Origin of the sequence: Camelimonas lactis, assembly GCF_004342915.1 — a bacterium.
In the GTDB taxonomy this organism is placed as follows: Bacteria; Pseudomonadota; Alphaproteobacteria; order Rhizobiales; family Beijerinckiaceae; genus Camelimonas; species Camelimonas lactis.
This window is the reverse complement of record NZ_SLWL01000014.1, coordinates 49118-65495: the sequence shown is the minus strand read 5'-3', so window position 1 is coordinate 65495 and position 16378 is coordinate 49118. Positions and strand designations below refer to the sequence as shown.

13 protein-coding genes and 1 tRNA gene are annotated in these 16378 nt (G+C 67.3%); 9 read left to right on the top strand and 5 right to left on the bottom strand.

Features of this window, described 5'->3' with window-relative positions:
• Window positions 1-585: 585 nt before the first annotated feature.
• The gene (locus EV666_RS14640; protein ID WP_132009622.1) at window positions 586-3294 is read left to right on the top strand and encodes an Rne/Rng family ribonuclease; all 2709 of its coding nucleotides are present in this window, start codon (window positions 586-588) and stop codon (window positions 3292-3294) included.
• A 348-nt stretch (window positions 3295-3642) separates the two neighbouring features.
• On the opposite strand, the gene EV666_RS14635 is transcribed toward EV666_RS14640, so the two are convergent.
• Together EV666_RS14635 and EV666_RS14630 are read right to left on the bottom strand one after the other, a co-directional pair.
• Window positions 3643-5145 carry an MFS transporter gene (locus tag EV666_RS14635; RefSeq protein WP_132009619.1) on the bottom strand — a complete coding sequence of 501 codons (1503 nt, stop codon included), beginning with the start codon at window positions 5143-5145 and terminating at the stop codon, window positions 3643-3645.
• 67 nt (window positions 5146-5212) lie between these two features.
• Window positions 5213-6334: a pyridoxal phosphate-dependent aminotransferase gene (locus EV666_RS14630; RefSeq protein WP_132009751.1), complete on the bottom strand. Its 1122-nt coding sequence runs from the start codon at window positions 6332-6334 to the stop codon at window positions 5213-5215.
• A 460-nt stretch (window positions 6335-6794) separates the two neighbouring features.
• Between EV666_RS14630 and EV666_RS14625 the strand changes: the two genes are divergently transcribed.
• The 5 genes from EV666_RS14625 (at window position 6795) to aat (ending at window position 11232) form a co-directional block, all read left to right on the top strand.
• Complete coding sequence (locus EV666_RS14625; protein WP_245514449.1) at window positions 6795-7529, top strand: DsbA family protein; 735 nt, start codon at window positions 6795-6797, stop codon at window positions 7527-7529.
• A gap of 589 nt (window positions 7530-8118) precedes the next feature.
• The gene (gene aroQ, locus EV666_RS14620; RefSeq protein ID WP_132009613.1) at window positions 8119-8586 is read left to right on the top strand and encodes a type II 3-dehydroquinate dehydratase; all 468 of its coding nucleotides are present in this window, start codon (window positions 8119-8121) and stop codon (window positions 8584-8586) included.
• Entirely contained in the window at window positions 8583-9074 is a 492-nt protein-coding gene (gene accB, locus EV666_RS14615; RefSeq protein ID WP_132009610.1) for an acetyl-CoA carboxylase biotin carboxyl carrier protein, read from the top strand. Before aroQ ends, accB begins: the two co-directional genes overlap by 4 nt.
• A gap of 100 nt (window positions 9075-9174) precedes the next feature.
• Complete coding sequence (accC, locus tag EV666_RS14610) at window positions 9175-10536, top strand: acetyl-CoA carboxylase biotin carboxylase subunit (protein ID WP_132009607.1); 1362 nt, start codon at window positions 9175-9177, stop codon at window positions 10534-10536.
• A 6-nt stretch (window positions 10537-10542) separates the two neighbouring features.
• Window positions 10543-11232 carry a leucyl/phenylalanyl-tRNA--protein transferase gene (aat, locus tag EV666_RS14605; protein ID WP_132009604.1) on the top strand — a complete coding sequence of 230 codons (690 nt, stop codon included), beginning with the start codon at window positions 10543-10545 and terminating at the stop codon, window positions 11230-11232.
• A gap of 64 nt (window positions 11233-11296) precedes the next feature.
• Here the strand turns inward: aat and EV666_RS14600 are convergent, their stop codons facing one another.
• The 3 genes from EV666_RS14600 to EV666_RS14590 all read right to left on the bottom strand — a co-directional run bounded on the left by EV666_RS14600 (window position 11297) and on the right by EV666_RS14590 (window position 13513).
• Window positions 11297-11815, bottom strand: coding sequence for a DUF192 domain-containing protein (locus EV666_RS14600; RefSeq protein WP_132009602.1), 519 nt, complete (start codon window positions 11813-11815; stop codon window positions 11297-11299).
• Between the two features lie 206 nt (window positions 11816-12021).
• Window positions 12022-12645 carry a cold-shock protein gene (locus EV666_RS14595; RefSeq protein WP_132009599.1) on the bottom strand — a complete coding sequence of 208 codons (624 nt, stop codon included), beginning with the start codon at window positions 12643-12645 and terminating at the stop codon, window positions 12022-12024.
• 91 nt (window positions 12646-12736) lie between these two features.
• Complete coding sequence (locus EV666_RS14590; RefSeq protein ID WP_245514448.1) at window positions 12737-13513, bottom strand: SIR2 family NAD-dependent protein deacylase; 777 nt, start codon at window positions 13511-13513, stop codon at window positions 12737-12739.
• A 188-nt stretch (window positions 13514-13701) separates the two neighbouring features.
• On the opposite strand from EV666_RS14590, the gene EV666_RS14585 reads away from it, so the two are divergent.
• From EV666_RS14585 to EV666_RS14575, 3 genes are all read left to right on the top strand, one after another.
• Window positions 13702-13776 (top strand) — tRNA-Glu (locus tag EV666_RS14585).
• Window positions 13777-13960: 184 nt separating this feature from the next.
• Window positions 13961-14770 (top strand): thioesterase family protein, encoded by an 810-nt coding sequence (locus EV666_RS14580; RefSeq protein WP_245514447.1) that lies wholly within the window; start codon window positions 13961-13963, stop codon window positions 14768-14770.
• A 182-nt stretch (window positions 14771-14952) separates the two neighbouring features.
• On the top strand, window positions 14953-16194 hold the full coding sequence (locus EV666_RS14575; protein ID WP_132009596.1) for an MFS transporter: 1242 nt from the start codon (window positions 14953-14955) through the stop codon (window positions 16192-16194).
• Window positions 16195-16378: the final 184 nt, after the last annotated feature.

Below are 16378 nucleotides of genomic sequence, written 5' to 3'. Positions count from 1 at the left end.
ACCGGCGCAATGTCCGTGCGCCGGTCATCATAACGGGGCCCGCTTCCGGCGGGAATCAGCCCGGGGGCGCGACGGCTGGAACATTCAACTTGCCAAGCAAGGGGCCGGCTATGTATTGATGGTGTAACCCGCCGCAAATCGGCGCGCGTCTGCCAGATCGGCGGACGGCGCCAGTCGCCGGAACAGCCAGCGGATTTGACGCTCCCCGCGTCTTTTGATCCACGCGGCTGCACGACGGACCCATTTCCGGATCGCGGCGGGGCGTTTTTTCAGCTGCTTGCGAGCAGTTATTTGCCCGTGGTCTTTTGGCCAGCGTGGCGTCACGAGGAATTTTAATGGGCGCGCGCCGGGTTCTGGCCCAGTCCGATCTGCCATTGACCGCACAGGTTTGCGGCGGCGGTCGTTCGGGGCTGTCAGACGCGACGCGGCCTTCGCTCCTCCTTCGTTCCCCTCCACAATCATGCGCCGGCCGTTCCAGTTCCGGATTCGTCTGGCGCAATCGCAGCCCACACAAGGGAATCCCGTCTCTGGCCGCTTGCCGGAGGCGCGCGCTTTTTCCGGGGCTTGCGACAACGGAAGTTCACTATGGCCAACAAGATGCTTATCGACGCGTCCCACCCGGAGGAAACCCGGGTGGTCGTGGTTCGCGGTCAGAAGGTTGAAGAATTCGATTTCGAATCATCGAGCCGGCGCCAGCTCCGCGGCAATATCTATCTCGCCAAGGTCACCCGGGTAGAGCCCTCGCTGCAGGCGGCGTTCGTTGAATATGGCGGCAATCGCCACGGTTTTCTCGCCTTCAGCGAGATTCACCCTGACTACTACCAGATCCCGGTCGCCGACCGGCAGGCGCTGCTCGCCGAGCAGGCCGAGGAAGCCGCGCGCGAGGAGCAGGAAGAAGAGCGCGGCGCCCGTCGCAAATCGCGCCGCGATCGCAGCATGCGGGCGCGCAACAGCGATTCTGTTTCCGCCGAGGCGACCGTGTCCGGGGACGAAGCCTCCGGTCATGACGACGATGCATCGGGTGAAACCGCCGCGGACGCCGTCACGTTCGATGACGTGGGCTCGGTGACCGAACTGTCGGCCTCCGGCGACGACGTGGTCGAGACCGTGGGCGGCGAGGCGGACGGAGACGTCGAAACAGCGGCCGACGCCGAAAATGGCGAAAACGGCGACGACGGCGAGGATGAAGACGATTCCGTTGAGCAGGTCGGCGGCGCCGACGCGCTGGAAGAAGTTTCCGAGCGTCGCTTCCGCTCCAGCCGTCGTCAGTACAAGATTCAGGAAGTCATCAAGCGCCGGCAGATCCTGCTGGTCCAGGTGGTGAAGGAAGAGCGCGGCAACAAGGGCGCGGCCCTGACCACGTACCTTTCCCTCGCCGGCCGCTATTCGGTGCTGATGCCCAACACGGCGCGCGGCGGCGGCATTTCCCGCAAGATCACCAATTCCGGCGACCGCAAGCGCCTGAAGGAAATCGCCTCGGCGCTGGAAGTGCCGCAGGGCATGGGCATCATTCTGCGCACCGCCGGCGCCTCGCGCACGCCCCAGGAAGTGACGCGCGATTTCGAGTATCTGCTGCGCCTGTGGGAGAGCGTGCGCGAGCTCACTCTCAAGTCTTCAGCTCCGTGCCTGGTCTATGAGGAAGGCTCGCTGATCAAGCGCGCCATCCGCGACCTCTACAACAGCGATATCGACGACGTGTTGGTTTCCGGCGACGCCGGTTTCAGCGAGGCGCGTGATTTCATGCGCATGCTGATGCCGGACAACGCCGGCGTGGTGCGCCAGTACAAGGGCGCGCAGCCGCTTTACGCCCATTACGGCGTGGAGCCGCAGCTCGACGCCATGTTCTCCACCCATGTCACGCTGAAGTCGGGCGGCTATATCGTCATCAACCCGACGGAAGCGCTGGTGTCGATCGACGTGAACTCGGGCCGCTCCACCCGTGAGCACTCGATCGAGGACACGGCGCTGCGCACCAATCTGGAAGCGGCGGAAGAGATTTCCCGTCAGCTTCGCCTGCGCGACCTCGCCGGCCTGATCGTGATCGATTTCATCGACATGGAGGAAGGCCGCAACAACCGCGCGGTTGAGAAGAAGCTCAAGGAGTGCCTGAAGAACGACCGGGCCCGCATTCAGGTGGGCCGCATCTCGCCATTCGGCCTGATGGAAATGTCGCGCCAGCGCATCCGCACCGGCGTGCTGGAAAGCTCCTCGATCCCCTGCCCGCACTGCGCCGGCGCCGGCACGGTCCGCTCCGTGCCGTCGATCGCCCTGCAGGTGCTGCGCATGCTGGAGGAAGCGCTGATCCGCAATAACAGCCACAACCTCAATGTCCGCACCCGCACCGAGGTGGCGCTGTATATCCTCAACCAGAAGCGCAACCATCTGCGCGATCTGGAATCGCGCTTCGGCGTCGAGATCTGCGTGCTGGTGGACGACACGCTGATCGGCCAGACCCATTACCACCTGGAGCGCGGCGAACCGGCGACCGGCGTGGCGCGGGCCCCGGCCACGGGCGTGCAGCTGGAGAGCTTCTTCGCTGACGACACGCAGGCGATCGAGGGCGAGGCTATCGAGATCGAGGCCGGCGAGGACGAGCGCGAGGAAGCCCCGGCTGCCGCCGGAGAGCAGAACGGCGATAATGGCGACAGCGACAACCGCCGCCGCCGTCGCCGCCGTCGCCGTCGTGGTGGTCGCGGAGAGGACGACAACGGCTTTGAGGGCGCCGCTGGTGAGGTTGGCGATGATGACCGCGATGCTGTTGCGGATGCGGGCGGCGACGACGCTGATGCTGGCCTGGCCGGTGAAGGCCCCGCCCAGGAGGCCGTGAGCGAGGAAGCTGGCGCCGGCGAAGGCGCAACCGACGATGCGGGCGATGATGCTGGCGAGCGCGGCGGGCGTCGTCGTCGTCGCGGCCGCCGCGGCGGCCGTCGCGATGAGCGTGATGGCGGCCCTTCCCTTGCTCCGGTGGCTGATTATCGCATGGGAGACACGGCCGAGCCCGCCGGCTTTGCCGAGAGCGCGGTGGTGGAGACTGGCGGCTGGACGCCCTTTGGCGCCAGCGAGCAGGCGCAGCCGGACGCTGCCGCAGCGGAGCCTTCTGTCACCGCCAGCGAGCCGCAGACCGGGGAAGCCGCCGCCGGGCAGACGGAGCCTGCGGACGCAGCGGCGGAGCCCGCGCCTGACGCGGCCAGCATTGTCGCGGCGACGCCAGAGCCGGAAACCGTGGTTCTGACCCAGGAGACGGACCCCGCCCGGCCACGTCGCAGCGGCTGGTGGTCGCGCAAGGCCGGCTGACGCTGCGCCTCAATCCCTGGATTCGAAGTCATGAAAAACGCCCGCGACGTTGTCGCGGGCGTTTTGTTTCGGGCGCGGACCACGGGCGGTTTCCGCCGGGCCGGCCGGGCAGCCGCCCAGACCCGGCGCGCGGCAGGCCGGTTGCGTGGACCGGAAGCCCTGCTCTGGCCATTGCCGCAGCCACGCTGCGCCGGGCGCATGGTTTGACGCCGCCGGTCCGTCAGCGAAGCGCTTCCCGTAGCTACTCTGGTCGGGCGCTTTCCACCTGCCCCTGGCCTGAAAACGCGCATGCCCGCGACGGGCGCGGGCATGACGGAGAGGTGGTGTGGGATGGTGGCGCGGTGTGTCTCAGGCGCTGCGCAGCGGCCGCTCCTCCATGCTGGCGAGGAAGCCGGCGGCGATGAGGACGCCGAGCGCAGCCGCGCCGAAAATCCAGCGGAACACCATGGCCAGCCCATGCGCCGCGTCTGGCGTCAGGGCGCCGGCAATGCGGACGCCCTCGCCGGAAAAGCCGGCGGCGTGGCCAGCGAAAGCGGCGCCGTTCAGCATGATGGCGCCGAAGGCGGCGACAATCAGCGCCGCGCCCATCTGGCGGAAAAAGTTCATGGCGGCGGTGGCCGTGCCGAGCTGGTGCAGGGCCACGGCGTTTTGAATGGAGATGGTGCACACCGGAAACAGGCTGCCGACGCCGGCGCTGGTGGCCGCCAGCAGCGCGATGGTGATCCACGGCGGCCGGGTTTCCAGGGGAAACACCGCCAGGGCCGCCAGGCACAGGCAGGAAATGGCGAGGCCCGTCAGCGCCACGCCCTTGTAACGGTTGAAGTACACCATGCTGCGGCCGGAGGCGGTGGCGCCGAACACGGTGGCGACCATCATCGGGGTCACGCCCAAGCCCGCGTCGGCCGTGCGGAAGCCCCGGACAATCTCAAAATAGAGCGGCGCATAGATGCTGAGGCCGACAAACACGCCCATGCCGAAGCAGGCGGCGACGCAGGCGCGCACCACCACCCGGTTGCGCAGGATGTCCAGGGGGATCAGCGGTTCCCGCGCCCTGCGCACGTGAAGGGCGAACAGGACCCACAGCGCCAGGGAAAGCCCGACCGCGGCGGCAATGGGCCATGAGAACCAGGGATAGCGGTGGCCGCCCCAGCCCATGGCCAGCAACAGGCTGATGGTGGCGCCCATCAGCAGCAGCGCGCCGGCGAAGTCGAGGCGGTGACGGCGCTCATGCCGGGGCAACCGCTTCAGCAGCCTGGCGCACAGCCACAGGGCGACGCCGCCGAGCGGCAGGTTGATCCAGAAAATCGCCGACCAGTGCAGGTGGCCGGACAGGAAGCCGCCGAGCGCCGGCCCCAGCAGGCTGGAGGTGGCGAAGACGCTGGCGATGTGAATCTGGTAGCGCGAACGCTCCTTCGGCGTCAGCACGTCGGCGAGCACGGTCTGGGCCAGGGAGATCAGGCCGCCGCCGCCCAGCCCCTGGACGCCGCGCGCGACGATCAGCGAGATCATGTCCGGCGCCAGGGCGCAGGCGACGGAACCGGCGAGGAACACGGCGATCGCCGTCATCATCAACGGCCGGCGGCCCCAGATGTCGCTGGCCTTGCCGTAGAGCGGCGTCACCGTGGTGGCGGCGAGCAGATAGATCGACACCACCCAGGGCAGCAGGTCCGGGTCGCCAAGGTCGCGGCCGATGGTCGCCAGCGCCGTCGCGACAATGGTCTGGTCGAGCGCCGCCAGAAACATGGCGAGAATGACGCCGCCAAGGATGGCGTAGATCTCCCGCTGGTTCAGGTTCGGACGCCCAGGCGCCCCGGGGGCGTCCGCCAGGGACGCGCTTGCAGATAGTGACATCGAACTGGCCTGTCGCGCCGCGGCCAGCGCGGCGCCCATTTGGTGACAGTCAGTCCTTCGCCTGTTTTCACGCCCGGAGCGAGGCGGTTTGCAGAAAGGTCTTCAGGCGGGCCATGCCCTCAACGCATGTCTCTTGCGAACCGGCGAAGGAGAAGCGCGCAAAACGCGCGCCAAGATGGGGGTCGAAATCAGCGCCAGGCGTAATGGCGACGCCGGCCTCATCCAGGAAGCGCCGGCAGAAATCCATGGAATCCGCAGCGTGCCGCGACACGTCCACATAGGCATAGAAGGCGCCGTCGGCGGGCGCGGCGTCCAGGCCCAGATCGGCAAGGGCGTTGAGCACGATTTCGCGGTTACGGGCATAGCCGGCGCGCACCGCCTCCAGCTCGTCCACGGCGTCGAACGCCGCTTCGGCGGCGACCTGGCTGAGGAAGGGCGTGGAGATGAACAGGCTCTGCGCCAGCCGCTCGATGGGCCGCACCAGCGCTGGGGGAACGACCAGCCAGCCGATGCGCCAGCCTGTCATGCAATAATATTTGGAGAAGGAATTGACGACGATGGCGTCCGGGGCGGTCGCCAGCGCCGTGCTGGCCGGGGCGCCATAGTGCAGGCCGTGGTAGATTTCGTCGGAAATCAGCCACAGGCCCTGCTCCCGGCACAGGGCGCCGATATCCGCCAGCTCATTGGGCCTGGCGATGACGCCGGTGGGGTTCGACGGGCTCATCGCCAGCACGCCGTCGAGGGGGCGCAGCCGGGATTCGGCGGCGATGGCCGCCGCGGTCATCGACCAGCCGCCTTCCGCGCCCACGGGAATATCGACGGTCTCCATTTCGAGGGCGTTGAAGATATTGCGGTAGGCCGGATAGCCGGGACAGGCGCAGGCAATGCGCGCGCCGGTTTCAAAAGCGGCCAGAAACGCCAGCAGGAAGCCGCCGGAGGAGCCGGTGGTGATGATCACCCGCTCCGCCCCGACGCTGACGCCATAGAGCTCCTGGTAGCTGCGGGCGATGCGCTCGCGCAGCGACGGCAGGCCCAGCGCCTCGGTATAGCCAATCTGGCCGCTGGCCATGGCGGCGCGGGCTGCTTCCAGCGGCCGGCGTGGCGTCGGCGCGGAGGGCTGGCCGATCTCCATATGCATGATGTCCGCGCCCTGCCTTGCTTTCGCCCTGGCGGCGGACAACACATCCATGGCCAGAAACGGCGCGACTCGCGCAGTGCGACGGGACGGCGCCGGGGTCGGCGGAACGACAGGCAAGGCGGACACGGCTGGGCTCCTGTTCCTGGACCGGATGGCGATGACGAATGCGCCGGACCGGATGCGGCGTCTATAGTACTCTCAACGCCAGAGCGCCACGATGTGGGAACGCCAGTTGCGGGAACGCCAGGAAGTCCGGGCGCAGTAAGCCGCCGCCAGGTGGGAACATGCGCCAGAACGCAAGCTGTGATAGATTCCGTCGCCATGATGGGCGGCCGTCCAGGCGTTACGCGCCGGCCGCTGCTTTTTCGGGTGCTGGCGAAGCCATAAACCCACTAACGCCGCGCGCGGCGCAGGGATCGAACCGAAGATGATCGCTTTTTCAGGAATTCACCGGTCTGCCGCTCGTGGAGTTTCCAGCTGGCGCCGTTTCGCGCTCGCTGGCGCGGCCGTTATGGTCGCCGTGAGCGCGGCGGCCCCGGCGGCGCGGGCCCAGGACTTCACGCCCGAGCAGAAAAAGGCCATCGAGTCGATCGTCCACGGTTACATCGTGGCGCACCCGGAGGTGCTGCAGGAGGCCATGGCCGAACTGGAGAAGCGCCAGCAGACGGCCCAGGAGACCAGGCAGCAGCAGGCGCTCGCGACGGAAAAGGAAACCTTGCTCAAGAGCAAGAGCGCCGTGGTCGTCGGCAACCCGGATGGCGATGTCACGCTGGTCGAATTTTTTGACTACAACTGCGGCTTCTGCAAACGCGCGGTCAGCGACATGTCGCGCCTGCTGAAGGATGACGCCAAACTGCGGGTGGTGATGCGCGACTTCCCGGTGCTGGGGCAGGAATCGCTGGAGGCGTCGCGGATTGCCCTGGCGGCCAAGCAGCAGCTCACCGGTGAACGCGCTTTCGACTACCACCGGCGGTTGATGGCGGTGAAGGGCCGCGTCGGCAAGGAGCAGGCCGAGGCCGTCGCCCGCGAGATGGGGCTCGACATGAAGCGCCTCGCGAAGGACGCCGATTCCCCGGCCGTCGTCGAGGCCCTCAAGGAAAGCCGCGAGCTGGGCGACAAGCTGGGCCTCACCGGCACCCCCTCGTTCATCATCGGCGACACCATCATTCCGGGCGCCGTCGGCCATGACGCCATGGCCGAGGCCATCAAATCCGTGCGCCAGTGCGGCAAGGCCAGTTGCGGCTGAGGCCGGGCGGCTGTCCCGGGGCATGATTTACGGGCGGGCGGCTGGCGACAGCCGCCCGTCATCGCACGTGCGGCGGGCCATGCCATGCGGGTGGTTCCCCGCCGCCGCGGCGTCGCGGTCGCAAGGGCGCCGTTCACCATATGCGGGGCCGCGCCTTATCTTCGCCCTGAATCCGGCATCTGTTGCACACCGCATGCAACTGACGCGGCCGCAGACGTGATCGGGTGGACCGGCTGCGGGCGAGCGGCCGGGTGGCGGAAGGCCTGCGGGGGCGCAGGCTGGCCGTTGAAGAGGGTTTTTGCAGAAGGCTTTCCGGCAGGCTTCCCTGGAAGGCTTGGCGACGCCTTCCACGCACGGTAATACGTCGTGATTCATCAGGCGGTTTCTGGCGGATGCCTGGCCATCGCGGAAGGCCTTGCCTGTAAAGATCACTGGAATGCGGCGCGTCCTTCGTGGGCGGGTCACGCTTCAGCAAGCGTGGGGCGAATTTTGGCCGGACAAGGCCGGGCTCGCCCCAGATATTGTGTGACGCATTATGTTCCCGTGGGGTGGCGGTCACTCCATGGGGCGATGCCCCAGGCGCAACAGCATGGTCGCTATCCACGTCATCAACGGGCCGAACCTTAATCTGCTGGGGCGCCGTGAGCCGGAAACCTACGGTCACGCCTCCCTCGCCGATCTCGAGGCGCGCATCGCCAAACGGGCGAAGGCGCTTGGCGTCAGCGTGACCTTCATGCAGAGCAACCATGAAGGCGCGCTGGTGGACGCCGTGCAGGCGGCGGGCCTCGCCGGCGCCGGGGTGATCATCAACCCGGGCGCCTACACCCACACCTCGATCGCCCTGCGCGACGCCATCGCCGGCGTTGGCGCCCTGGTCGTCGAGGTTCACCTTTCCAATATTCATGCGCGTGAGCCGTTCAGGCACAGTTCCCATGTCTCGCCGGTCGCCGTTGGGGTGATCTGCGGTCTTGGCCCGCTTGGCTACGAACTGGCCCTCGAAGCGCTCGCGCCGCTTGTCAGGTCACGCACCGGATCAGGAGCCCAGACATCCTCATGAGCGAGAAACCCCACGCAACCGCAGCCGACATCGAACTCGTTCGCGAACTCGCCCGTCTGGTCTCCGATAGCACCCTGACGGAGATCGAGGTGGAGAAGGACGATCTGCGCATCCGCGTCGCCCGTCAGGCGCCGCCGGCCGCGCCCGCCCCCACCTATGTGCAGGCCACGGTTCCGGTTCCGGCGCCGGCAGCCGCCGCGCCCGCGGCCGCCCCTGCCGCCGCCCCGGCCCCGGCCGCGCCGCGCGGCGATCATCCGGGCGCGGTGACGTCGCCGATGGTTGGCACCGCCTACCGCCGCCCCTCCCCGGAAGCGAAGCCGTTCGTCGAGGTGGGCTCGAAGGTCAGCGCTGGCGACAAGCTGCTGCTGGTCGAGGCGATGAAGACCTTCAACGACATCGTCGCACCCCGCGCCGGCACGGTCACCGCCATCATGTTCGACGATGGCCAGCCGGTGGAATATGGCGAGCCGCTGCTGATCATCGAGTAACGGGCGCTCCGCGACGTTCCGGACGCTTCATCCCGGACAGCGGCTGCCCGGTTCCGCCGCTGTCCCCAGGTTATTCCGCTCCAGCGCCGATTGGAGAGCCATGTTCGAGAAAATCCTGATCGCCAACCGTGGTGAGATCGCTCTTCGTATTCTCCGCGCCGCCAAGGAGCTTGGCATCGCGACCGTCGCCGTGCATTCGACGGCGGACGCCGACGCCATGCATGTGCGCCTCGCCGATGAAAGCGTCTGCATTGGTCCGCCAGCCGCGCGCGACAGCTACCTGAATATTCCCGCCCTGGTCGCCGCCTGCGAGATCACCGGCGCCGACGCCGTGCATCCAGGCTACGGCTTCCTGTCGGAAAACGCCGGCTTTGCCGAGGTGCTGGCCGACCACAATATCGCGTTCATCGGTCCCAAGGCCGAGCACATCCGCATCATGGGCGACAAGATCGAGGCCAAGCGCACCGCGCGGCGTCTCGGCATCCCGTGCGTGCCCGGCTCGGAAGGCGGCATTACCGACGAGGCCGAAGCGCTGCGGGTTGGCGACGAAATCGGCTATCCGGTGCTGGTCAAGGCGGCTTCAGGCGGCGGCGGCCGCGGCATGAAGGTGGCGCGGACGCGTGAGGATCTGGCCGACGCGCTTGCCGTGGCCCGCCAGGAAGCCAAGGCCGCCTTTGGCGATGACGCCGTCTATCTGGAAAAATATCTGGAGAAGCCGCGCCACATCGAGGTGCAGGTGATGGGCGACGGGCGCGGCAAGGCCGTGCACCTTGGCGAACGCGATTGCTCGCTGCAACGCCGGCACCAGAAGGTGTGGGAGGAAGGCCCCTCGCCGGCCCTCGGCCAGGCCGATCGCGAGAAGATCGGCTCCATCGTCGCCAACGCCATGGCGGAGCTGAAGTATCTCGGCGCCGGCACCGTAGAGTTCCTCTGGGAGAACGGCGAGTTCTATTTCATCGAGATGAACACCCGCATCCAGGTGGAGCATCCGGTGACGGAGATGATCACCGGCATCGACCTGGTGAACGAGCAGATCCGCGTCGCCGCTGGCGAGGAGCTGTCGTTCAGCCAGTCCGACGTGCGCCTGCGCGGTCACGCCATCGAATGCCGCATCAACGCCGAGCATCCGGTGACGTTCCGCCCCTCGCCGGGGGTGATTTCGTACTATCATCCGCCGGGCGGCCTCGGCGTGCGCGTGGATTCCGCCATCTACCAGGGCTACCGCATTCCGCCGAACTACGATTCGCTGCTCGGCAAGCTGATTGTTCACGGCCGCACCCGCGATGAATGCCTGATGCGCCTGCGTCGCGCCCTCGACGAAATCGTGGTCGGCGGCGTCGACACCACCCTGCCGCTGTTCCGCACCCTGGTGCGCAACCACGACATCCAGGCCGGCGCCTATGACATCCACTGGCTGGAGCATTTCCTCCTCGACGGCGGCATGGACGACGCGCAGTTCTGACCGGCCATGAGCGGGGAAACGGTCGCCTCTGTCCTGACCCCTGACCTGTTGCTGGCCGCCTATGCGGCCGGCATTTTTCCCATGTCGGACGGCGCGGACGCCGCCGACATCTATTGGGTCGAACCCGACGAACGCGGGATTTTCCCGCTCGACGCCCTGCAATTGCCGCGCCGCCTCGCCCGCACCATCGCCGCCGACCCTTTCGAGGTGCGCGTCGACAGCGATTTCTCCGGCGTCATCGACAATTGCGCCGCGTCCCGGCCTGACCGCGACGCCACCTGGATCAATGGTGAAATCCGCCGCCTGTATGGCGAGCTGTTCGCCATGGGCGCCTGCCATACCGTGGAGTGCTGGCGCGACGGCGTGATGGTGGGCGGCCTGTATGGCGTGCGCATCGGCGGCGCCTTCTTTGGCGAAAGCATGTTCCACACCGTGACCGACGCCTCCAAGGTGGCGCTGGCGCATCTGTGGGCGCGGCTGATCGCCGGCGGCTTCACCCTGCTCGACACCCAGTTCATCACCGGCCATCTGGCCAGCCTGGGCGCGATTGAAATCCCGCGCGCCGAATATCGCCGCCGTCTGCGCGAGGCGCTGCCGGTGCGGGGCGACTGGCGGGCGCTGCCGGTCCGGACAAGCGGTCGCGAGGTGGTGGAGATTATCCGCAGCCACCGCCGCAATCATTCCGCGGGCGGCTGAGAAGCCCTTCGGCGCGTCCGCGCCGCCAGGCGTTCCTGGGGTCAAACGTCCTTGGGGAAGGTAATTATTTGCCGGCTATCGACGGATGCTTCACCCGGTCGCCCGGCTGAATTCCCAGTTTGTCGGTAACGCCGCCATTCAGCTCCAGCACGTAGCGCACCGGTTCGCCGGAGGCGATAATGCGGGTGGACATGGGCTCGGTCTGGCGCGCCACCCGGGCGATGGTTCCGTCAGCGCGGATGAACACCATGTCCAAGGGGATCAGGGTGTTTTTCATCCACATGGCGACGGGCGCCTCCTCCTCAAAATCGAACAGCATGCCGTGATCCTCCGGCATGCTGCGGCGATGCATCAATCCGACCTCCCGGCCTTTCGGCGTATCGCGCACCTCAACCTGGAAGGCATGGGTGGTGACGGCCGTGACGATTTTCAGCGGCGTGGCGTCGGACGGCGTGACCAGGGCGGCGGCTGGCGCCTGGGCGGGGCCAGCGGCCAGCGCCGGGCCGGCGGACAGCGCGGACAGGACAATGGCGATGGCGGCGGCGATGCGCGGCGCTGGGCGCGGAGAGAATGACAGGGACATGGCGGGAATGCTGGCTTTCCGAAGGAAAACGGCGGGAATCGGCCGGCCGCTTGATCGATGTTGCCTGCGTAATTGCGTCAAAACGAGGAAGCCGCAAAACCTGGGCGGCGGATAACCTGGGGCAAGGCCGGATTGGCGTCCCCGGCGGCGCATGCTGTCCGCGCAGCTGACGGGGCAAACGGCGGGAGCGACCAGCACCGGGTTCGTCAATGCCGCAGGGCGGCGCCGGAGGCGGCTTCCTCCAGCGGATACACTTCCGTCGCCATCAGGCCGCGCGGTCCCTCGCCGAAACGGACGGCGACCGCCTGGCCAGGGCGCAGGCCGAGCATGCCGCAGCGGCGCGCCACCTCCATGTGCACGAAAATATCCGGCTCGCCCTCGCCGCAGGAAACGAAGCCGAAGCCGCGCAGGCGATTGAACCATTTCACCGTCGCGGCCTTCAGGCCACTTTCCGGCGTGATGCTCACATGGGTCCTGGGCGCGGTTTCAGCGGGATTGGGCGCCGTGCTTTCGTCAATGGCGACAAGACGCACCACGTGCAGGCCGCGCGGCCCCGTGGCGGCGATGCATGTCACCATGGCCCCTTCCCGAATGGCGCTGCGGCCCTCGCGCCGCAGGGTGGCGGCGTGCAGCATTACGTCCGGTCCGTCAGCGCGGGCAATGAAGCCGAAGCCGCGGGCCATGTCGAACCATTTGACGCGGCCCGCCACCTCCTCCAGGGGCGCTCCCGCCGGATCGGCGTGGACGGCCTCCACCAGCCCTGGCTGGCGCGGCGCGCCGGCCGGGGGAAGGTCTCCGCCGGGTTTTTTCGGGCCGGAGCTGTCTGTCATGCCTTTGCCCATCGCAACGGATTACGGACGTCGTTCAAGGTTAAACCGCTGACGCGCCGGAGGAAAGCGCCCCATGTTCAGTTAAATGGCGTCAGTTCAGCTGCGCCAGCGGCTCCAGCGCATCGCCGATGTCGGCGTTGACCACCAGGCTCGCCGCCTCGTCCAGCGGCGTCGGATCGCGGTTGAGGATGACCAGGCGCGCGCCGCTTTGCCGGGCGATCAGCGGCAGCGTCGCGGCGGGATGCACCACCAGCGATGAACCGACCACCAGAAACACGTCGCAATCCATAGCGACGGCCTGGGCGCGCAGCATCTCCCGTTCCGGCATCGCCTGCCCGAAAGAGATGGTCGCGGTTTTGACGATGCCGCCGCAACTGGCGCACACAGGCGGTTCGCCGGTCGCTTCGAAGCGGGCGCGGATATCGGCCAGTTCATGGCGCAGGCCGCAATCCAGACAGCGTGCGTAGGCGCCATTGCCATGCAGTTCGATGATGCGCGAGGGCGCGACGCCGGAAGCCTGATGCAGGTTGTCGATATTCTGGGTGATGATGGCGCTCATCCGCCCGACGCTCACCAGATGCGCCAGGGCGCGATGGCCGCGCCCGGGTTTTGCGTGACCGTAGATGTCGTCCATGGCGAACTTGCGCCGCCAGGCCTCCTGGCGCGCCGCCGGGCTGGAGACGAACTCCCCGAATTCGATCGGCGGAAACTTCAGCCACGGGCTGCCGGGCGAGCGAAAATCGGGCACGCCGCATTCGGTGGATATGCCGGCGCCGGTGAATCCCACAATCCGTCGGGCGTTGCGCAACATGTCGCGCATTTCCGCCACGTCATCCAGGGCGTCCTGGGTTAACTCATGGTGATCCATGCTGAATTTCCCAACCCGCGCCGCGGCGGCGGCGGCAAGAATCGTGACGACAGCCCCTGTCTCACAGGTTCTATGCGCCAGCGATGGCCAAAATGCAGCGAAGTCGTCCACAGCAACAAAAACGACATGCGCAATGCGCACTTGCGAACGCCGGCAATGCTCTCTATAGGTCCGTTCACCGACGGAACGCGCCCATCGTCTATCGGTTAGGACGCCAGCCTTTCACGCTGGAGAGAGGGGTTCGACTCCCCTTGGGCGCGCCATCGGCCTTACATTTCCCCACAAATGTGCTCAATGCAATGTTCGCTCGCGGCGTTTTGCGCCTGCGGGCCGTTTTGTCATGGGCTTCTGGATGTGAGCCGTCCCGCCTGCTGGTTGCGGGGCGCGTCAGAATGGCCGAAAACAACCCGCGTATACGGCGGTCTCCCTGCCCGGGAGGCGGCCTGCATGATCAAAAATGACGGGGTCGGGATGGAAGCGGTTTTCAGGGTTGAGGGCAACCGGGTGCTGGCGCGGCCGTATGCGGCGGGCCCGTGGGACAACACCATGCAGCACGGCAGCGCGCCGACCACCTTCGCTGTCTGGGCGGCGAACCAGGTGGAGACGCCGGCGCCAATGCATGTGGCGCGCGTCACCATGGATCTGATGCGGCCGGTGCCGCTGGGCGAGCTGGAATACGAAACCTCCATTCTGCGTTCAGGCCGCAAGATCCAGCTCGTGGGCGTGTCGCTGCGCGCCGGCGGTCATGAGGTGGCCCGGGCCAGCGTGCTGAAAATCCGCGCAGCCGCGATCACCTTGCCCGATTATGTCGACAACAGCTCGCTGGCGCTGGACGCGCCCATGCCGGAGACCTGCCGCGATCCCCGGGACGGCTTTGGCGACAACAATCCGTTTGTGCAGTGCATGACCCTGAAGCTGGCGCGCGGCGGCGGCTTCGAGGAGCTGGGGCCGGCGGCCGTGTGGTTTCGCGCCGACAGGCCGATGATCGAAGGCCATGCGACCACGCCGGAGATGCTGGCCGCCATCGGCGGCGACTTCTGCAACGGCGTTGCCTCATCGCTCGATTTCAGCAAATGGACCTTCATCAACAGCGACCTGACGCTGAATTTCTCCCGGCCGCCAGTTGGCGACTGGGTGCTGGTGGACGGGCATTCGGTGTTCGGGCCGGGAGGCGCCGGCCTCTCCATCGGTCGCCTCGCCGACCGTCACGGCTACTTCGGCCGTTCGATCCAGAGCCTGGTGATCGAGCCGCGCTGACATTGCCCCGGTCGCCGGTTCAGGCCAAAGGGGCGCGGCAGGCGATGGCCCCGCGCTGGCGGCATGGCCGGGCGACGTTTGTCCGGCTTGTCCGCGCCCTGGCGGCCCGCCAAACATGAGCCGCCAATCAATGATCCGGGAGGGGACGACACCATGGTCCATGCTGGCGACAGGGCTGCGTCATGAGCGTTCGCGCATCCGGGGGGCGCTCTTTCAATCTGATGCTCTCCGCCATGGCCTCGGCCTTCCTGCTGAGCCAGGCCTATCGCACCTTTCCCGGCGTGACGGCCGGGCAGATCGCCGCCGAGTTCAACCTGAGCCAGAAACAGGTCGGCGAGTTCGCCGCGCTGTTCCATCTGGCCTTCGCCCTGATGCAGGTGGCGGTGGGCGTATCGCTGGACCGTTATGGTTCGCGCCGCACCCTCACCTGCTTCTTCTCCCTCACCATCGTCGGCGCCCTGGTGGCGGCCTCGGCCACCTCCTTCACCATGTTGATGGCAGGCCAGGCGCTGATCGGCTTTGGTTGCGCCCCCGGCCTGCTGGCCTCGCTGGTGTTCATCGGCCGCCATCTGCCGCCGGAAAAGCTCTCGGCCATGTCCGGGCTCATCATGTCGATCGGCAGCATTGGCACGCTGATGACGGCCACGCCGCTGGCCTGGCTGGTGGAGCATTATTCCTGGCGCGCCGGGTTCGTCAGCCTCGGGATGCTTTCGGCGCTCTCGGTGGCCAGTTGCCTGCTGCTGGTGGAAAAGGATCCGGACAATCCGGCGGCGCGCGGCGAAAGCATCATCGGCTCGTTCAGGAACCTGGCGGCGGTGGTGTTCCAGAAGCAGGCGGCGGCGATTCTGCTGCTGGCGGGCGTCATTTACGCCGTGCAGATGTCGGTGCGCGCCCTGTGGCTGGCGCCGCTGTTCATGGAGCGTTTCGGTTACAGTCTTGTCGCCGCTGGCAATGTGGTGCTGATGATGTCCGTCGCCATGATCTTCGGCCCGGCGATCTTTGGCCGTCTTGACCCGGGACCGCGCCGTCGCCGGCTGATGATCCGCGCGCTGGGCCTGCTGCTCGCGGCCCTGATCGCCGCTTTGGGATTGACGCCGGCCAGCGCGCCGATGCTGGCCATGGCCCTGTGCCTGCTGCTGGCGCTGGAAGGCGGTTTCGGCGTGCTGCAATATTCCGACTGCCGGGATTCCTATCCGCCGGAGGAGCAGGGCCGCGCCCTCTCCGCCCTGACCATGGCCATGTTCCTCGGCGTGGCTGTGGTGCAGTGGCTCTCGTCAATTGTCGCCGGCTGGGCTGCCCTTGCCGGGCTGGATTCGCTCACGGCCGCTTATCTGTTTCTCGCGGCCCTGTGCGTTACGGGTGTTGTCGCCTTTACCGTATTGCCGCAGCCGCCGCGCCTGCGGGAGCTGGCGGCGGGGAAGTGAAGCTGCGCCCGGCCTGCGCCGGTTGCGCCCGCGGCCCGGCGCAGGCACTGTTGCGAAACGTCCGGGAATCGTGAACAGCTTCGCCCTGAGTTCTTTGGACAGCCCATATTGGTAAGGTCCCGTTCGATGGCGTCGCCCGCTGACGTTGCGACGCCCTGGCGGCGTGGCCAGCAACGCAGGCAAG